This is a genomic window from Brevundimonas sp. (assembly GCF_035626975.1).
GTDB lineage: Bacteria > Pseudomonadota > Alphaproteobacteria > Caulobacterales > Caulobacteraceae > Brevundimonas.
In genome coordinates, this window is sequence record NZ_DASPMQ010000052.1 from 1 (window position 1) to 4,297 (window position 4,297).

The window sequence follows — 4,297 nt, forward strand, 5'->3', positions numbered from 1 at the left end:
AGCTGCGCTTCGCCATCCGCGAAGGCGGCCGCACCGTCGGCGCCGGCGTGGTCTCCAAGATCACCGAGTAAGCACTCCCGGTGCGCTAACGCTCGCGACCCGGTCGCTCGCTCCTTGAGCGCGGCGAGGCGAGCACAGGCCAACCAACAAGGACGGCCCCCGGAGCGATCCGGGGGCCGTTTTGCCGTGCGGTCCCTGACTAGCCCTGCTCGAGCAGGTATTTCGCGTAGCCGGGGACTTCCCGGGCGATGGAATAGAGGTCGCGCGACTCGAACCAGTCCGGATGGGCCGAGCCGACGCCGGGCAAGCCCTGTTTGGCGAAGGCCAGCCGGGTCCGCGAGATGTGGAAATACTGGCTGACCACGATGGCGGTGTGCAGATCGCGGGCCCTCAGAATGCCGGCGGCGTTGCGGGCTGTGGCCATGGTGTCGACTCCGAGGTCGTCGACGATGATCGCCGTGGCCGGTACGCCGCGAGCCACCAGCCAGCGCTTCATGGCCGTTCCCTCGGGCACACCCTCCCTGCCCGTGCCGCCGCTGACGATGATCACCTGAACCCACCCGTCTTCATAAAGGTCGAGGGCGCGGCCGGTGCGCGCGGCGAGGCGCGGCGACAACGTCCCGTCCGGGTTGGCCTTCGAGCCGAGGACCACGGCGGCGTCGCTGGGGCGGATGTCGTCGGTCAACCCGTCGGCGACGATCAGACCCGCAGACAGGGCGAAAAGGCCCCCGCTCGCCGTCGCCGCCGCGAGAAGGCCGTTCCGGATCCGCTTCATCGTCATCTCCCCCCGTCCGACACAGGCTCGCATGCGGCGGCGCGGCGCGACAGGGGGCGGGCTCGCCTGTCCGGCGTGCGGTCCGGTTAACCCGCAACCGCGGGGGGCGCCGCCTTGCCGGGAACCGGGATCAGGCGTCTACGTTCGGCTCACGGACGTTAGGGATTCAGTAACCATGCGGCGCGCGCTTCGGACCGGCCTGTTCATCGGCACCCTGCTCGGCATGTCGGCCTGCGCCGCCCTGCCGGACGACGGCGGGTCGCGCGGGCCCTACGGCTCGGCCGAGATCGGCCGCACGCGCTGATCGCTAAAGGAAATCGTGGCGGAGGGGGCAAAAGCCCCGTATCATTCGCCGTGCGGACGCCGACTGTCGCGCCGCGCCGGTCTCGCTCCCCCTAGATGTTAGCCATCGCCATCGTCGTCGTACTGCTGCTCGTGGTGCTGAACGGCCTGTTCGCCATGACCGAACTCGCGGTCGTCTCCTCCCGCAAATCCAAACTGCAGAGCCGCGCCGAACGTGGCGACCGGGGCGCAAGGGCGGCGCTGAAGCTGGCCGAGGAGCCGACGCATTTCCTGTCGGCCGTGCAGGTCGGCATCACCCTGATCGGCATCGCCGCGGGCGCCTACGGCCAGGCGGCCATCGCCGGGGAGCTGAACCTCATCCTCGAGGGGGCCTTCCCCGGCCTCGCCGCCTATACGGACATATTCTCGACCGTCCTGGTCATCGTCTTCATCACCTATGTGTCGGTGATCGTCGGCGAACTGGTGCCCAAGCGGCTGGCGCTGATCTTTCCGGAAACGATCGCCTCCAAGATGGCGGCCCCGATCGCGATGGTCGCCACCGTGCTGAAGCCGTTCGTGGTGGTGCTGACGGTGTCGACCTCCGGCATCCTCAAGATCATGGGCGTCAAGGACCGCGACGGCTCGGACGTGACCCAGGAAGAGGTCGAGACCATGATCGCCGAGGGCACGGCGTCCGGTCTGATCGAACCCGAGGAGCAGGAGATGATCGAGGAGATCCTGCGTCTCGGCGACCGGCCCATCCGGGTGGCCATGACCCCGCGCCACGAGGTGTTCTGGATCGCGCTGGACGACAGCGAGGCGCAGCTGCGCCAGGAAATCCGCACCTGCCCCTATTCGCGCATCGTGGTGGCGCGCGAGAACGACGTCGATAACCCGCTGGGCGTGGTGCACAAGAAGGACCTGCTGGACAGCCTGCTCGACAACGGCGAGTTCAACGTCGAGCGGCTGGTGCAGACTCCGGCCTTCATCCCGCAGTCGACCTCGGTGCTGAAGGCGCTGGAGATCCTCAAGGCGTCCAAGGTCCACATGGCCTTCCTCGTCGACGAGTTCGGCGCCTTCGAGGGCGTGGTCACGGCGACCGACCTGCTGGAGATGATCGCCGGCGACTTCGACGAGGGCCACGACGAGGAAGAGGCCTATATCCGCCAGCGCGAGGACGGCAGCTGGATGGTCGACGGCCAGGCCGACATCGAGGAGCTGGCCGACACCCTGGGAGAGGATTTCGGCGAGGCGGAGGGCTTCCACACCGTCGCCGGCCTGGTTCTGCACCAGCTGTCGCGGGTGCCGGGGGAGGGCGAAATCCTGCAGCTGGGGCGTTTCGAGGTCGAGATCATCGACATGGACGACCGGCGCATCGACAAGCTGCTGTTCCGCCAGGTGGTCAAGCGCGAGGACGAGGCCAGCGCCGTGGCGGCGCACCACGAGGATTGACGGTTCCGCCCTTGAAAACCCGGACGGCGTGGGGCATACGCCCCGGTCTGGCGATCACATGCGTCCCTAGGGGCGTGCTGTCGTTTGCTCCAGGAGTTTAGCTCAGCTGGTAGAGCACCGGTCTCCAAAACCGGGGGTCGTGGGTTCGAGTCCCCCAACTCCTGCCATTTCCCCTGTCGCCGCCGGATGGGAGCCCCTATCTGGGGGCGGCAGGATCAATTCTTTGACGGATCGCTAATGGCCAAGGCCAAGACCCCCGGGCGCCGCCCCCAGACCGCCCAACCCGCGATCGCGGGCGCCGCCGTCGCGGCCGACGCGCCGAAGAAGCCGCGGGTCACGATTCCGCAATTCATCGGCCAGGTCCGCGCCGAGGGCCGCAAGATCGTGTGGCCGAGCCGCAAGGAGACCTGGATCACCTCGGTGATGGTCTTCATCATGGTCGTGATCGCCGCGGTCTTCTTCTTCGTGGTGGATACGGGCCTGGCCTTCGCCTCGCGCTACATCCTGGCCATCGGCCAGTAAGAGAAACGCCCATGACCGACGCCGCTCCCGCCGCCAAGCCCGCCGCCAATCCGCGGCACAAGTGGTATATCGTCCACGCCTATTCGAACTTCGAGAAGAAGGTCGCCCAGCACCTGCAGGACCAGGCGCGCCAGCAGGGGCTTGAGGACTGTTTCTCGGAAATCCTGGTGCCGACCGAGGACGTCGTCGAGATCCGCCGCGGCCGCAAGGTCAACTCGGAGCGCAAATTCTTCCCCGGCTATGTGCTGGTGAAGATGGAGATGACCGACGACGCCTATCACCTGGTCAAGAACACCCCGAAGGTGACGGGCTTCCTCGGCGCCGCCGGCGGCACCAAGCCGCTGCCGGTCTCGGAGCGTGAGGTCCAGAACATCATCGGCCAGGTGGAGGAGGGCGTCGAGCGTCCGAAACCCACCATCCGCTTCGACATCGGCGAGACCGTCAAGGTCATCGACGGCCCGTTCGCCAGCTTCGACGGACAGGTCGAGAGCGTCGACGAGGACGCGGCGCGCCTGCGGGTCGCGGTGTCCATCTTCGGCCGCCCGACCCCGGTCGATCTGGAATACAGCCAGGTCGAGAAGGTCGCCGGGTAAGACGCAGCTCGCGGCGGCGTCGCCGCGTCGTGTACGACGCGGCTCCACGTTTGCTTTTCCGGCCCGTATCCGCTACACGCGCGCCTCGCTCCGGATGGGGCGGTGCGGGTTCGCCCGCATAAATCCGTGGGAGGCAGCCATGCCACGACCACGGCTCACCGGTCCCGATTGAGTTCGGGGCCACTGTAAGGAGAGACCAATGGCCAAGAAGATTCTCGGCTACATCAAGCTGCAGGTGCCGGCCGGCAACGCCACGCCGTCGCCCCCGATCGGCCCCGCTCTGGGCCAGCGCGGCGTCAACATCATGGGCTTCGTCAAGGAGTTCAACGCGCGCACCGAGAAGGAAGTGAAGGGCACGCCCCTGCCGACGGTGATCACCGTCTATCAGGACAAGAGCTTCACCTTCGTCACCAAGACCCCGCCGGCGACCCACTACATCAAGCAGGCGGCCGGCATCACCTCCGGCTCCAAGATGACGGGCCGCGAAGTGGCAGGGAAGATCACGCGCGGCCAGCTGCGCGAGATCGCCGAAAAGAAGATGAAGGATCTGAACGCCAACGACCTGGACGCGGCGACCAAGATCATCGAAGGCTCGGCTCGCGCCATGGGCCTCAACGTCGTGGAGGGCTAAGCACATGGCCAAGCAAACCAAGCGCTTCAAGGCCCGCACCGG

General features: G+C 67.2%; 7 protein-coding genes and 1 tRNA gene. 7 read left to right on the top strand and 1 reads right to left on the bottom strand.

The features are described 5' to 3' along the window. A partial coding sequence (locus VEB62_RS13335; RefSeq protein ID WP_292065646.1) for an EF-Tu C-terminal domain-related protein occupies positions 1-71 on the top strand: 71 nt, incomplete at its 5' end. Between the two features lie 128 nt (positions 72-199). Here the strand turns inward: VEB62_RS13335 and VEB62_RS13340 are convergent. Continuing rightward, positions 200-775: a YdcF family protein gene (locus VEB62_RS13340; RefSeq protein WP_324800564.1), complete on the bottom strand. Its 576-nt coding sequence runs from the start codon at positions 773-775 to the stop codon at positions 200-202. Between the two features lie 175 nt (positions 776-950). Here VEB62_RS13340 and VEB62_RS13345 point away from each other — a divergent pair, with 175 nt between their 5' ends. The 6 genes from VEB62_RS13345 to rplK all read left to right on the top strand — a co-directional run bounded on the left by VEB62_RS13345 (position 951) and on the right by rplK (position 4,255). Further along, positions 951-1,079: a hypothetical protein gene (locus VEB62_RS13345; protein WP_324800567.1), complete on the top strand. Its 129-nt coding sequence runs from the start codon at positions 951-953 to the stop codon at positions 1,077-1,079. 95 nt (positions 1,080-1,174) lie between these two features. Further along, entirely contained in the window at positions 1,175-2,509 is a 1,335-nt protein-coding gene (locus VEB62_RS13350) for a hemolysin family protein (RefSeq protein ID WP_324800570.1), read from the top strand. Positions 2,510-2,600: 91 nt separating this feature from the next. Further along, positions 2,601-2,676 (top strand) — tRNA-Trp (locus VEB62_RS13355). Between the two features lie 70 nt (positions 2,677-2,746). Further along, positions 2,747-3,031, top strand: coding sequence for a preprotein translocase subunit SecE (gene secE / locus VEB62_RS13360; protein ID WP_324800573.1), 285 nt, complete (start codon positions 2,747-2,749; stop codon positions 3,029-3,031). A gap of 11 nt (positions 3,032-3,042) precedes the next feature. After that, the gene (gene nusG / locus VEB62_RS13365; protein ID WP_324800576.1) at positions 3,043-3,624 is read left to right on the top strand and encodes a transcription termination/antitermination protein NusG; all 582 of its coding nucleotides are present in this window, start codon (positions 3,043-3,045) and stop codon (positions 3,622-3,624) included. A 199-nt stretch (positions 3,625-3,823) separates the two neighbouring features. Then, complete coding sequence (gene rplK / locus VEB62_RS13370; RefSeq protein ID WP_324777633.1) at positions 3,824-4,255, top strand: 50S ribosomal protein L11; 432 nt, start codon at positions 3,824-3,826, stop codon at positions 4,253-4,255. The last annotated feature ends 42 nt before the right edge of the window (positions 4,256-4,297 follow it).

Coding starts and splice junctions, on each gene's coding strand:
- VEB62_RS13340 (WP_324800564.1), bottom strand. CDS start 775: ATGAAGCGGATCCGGAACGGCCTTCTCGCGGCGGCGACGGCGAGCGGG.
- VEB62_RS13345 (WP_324800567.1), top strand. CDS start 951: ATGCGGCGCGCGCTTCGGACCGGCCTGTTCATCGGCACCCTGCTCGGC.
- VEB62_RS13350 (WP_324800570.1), top strand. CDS start 1,175: ATGTTAGCCATCGCCATCGTCGTCGTACTGCTGCTCGTGGTGCTGAAC.
- secE (WP_324800573.1), top strand. CDS start 2,747: ATGGCCAAGGCCAAGACCCCCGGGCGCCGCCCCCAGACCGCCCAACCC.
- nusG (WP_324800576.1), top strand. CDS start 3,043: ATGACCGACGCCGCTCCCGCCGCCAAGCCCGCCGCCAATCCGCGGCAC.
- rplK (WP_324777633.1), top strand. CDS start 3,824: ATGGCCAAGAAGATTCTCGGCTACATCAAGCTGCAGGTGCCGGCCGGC.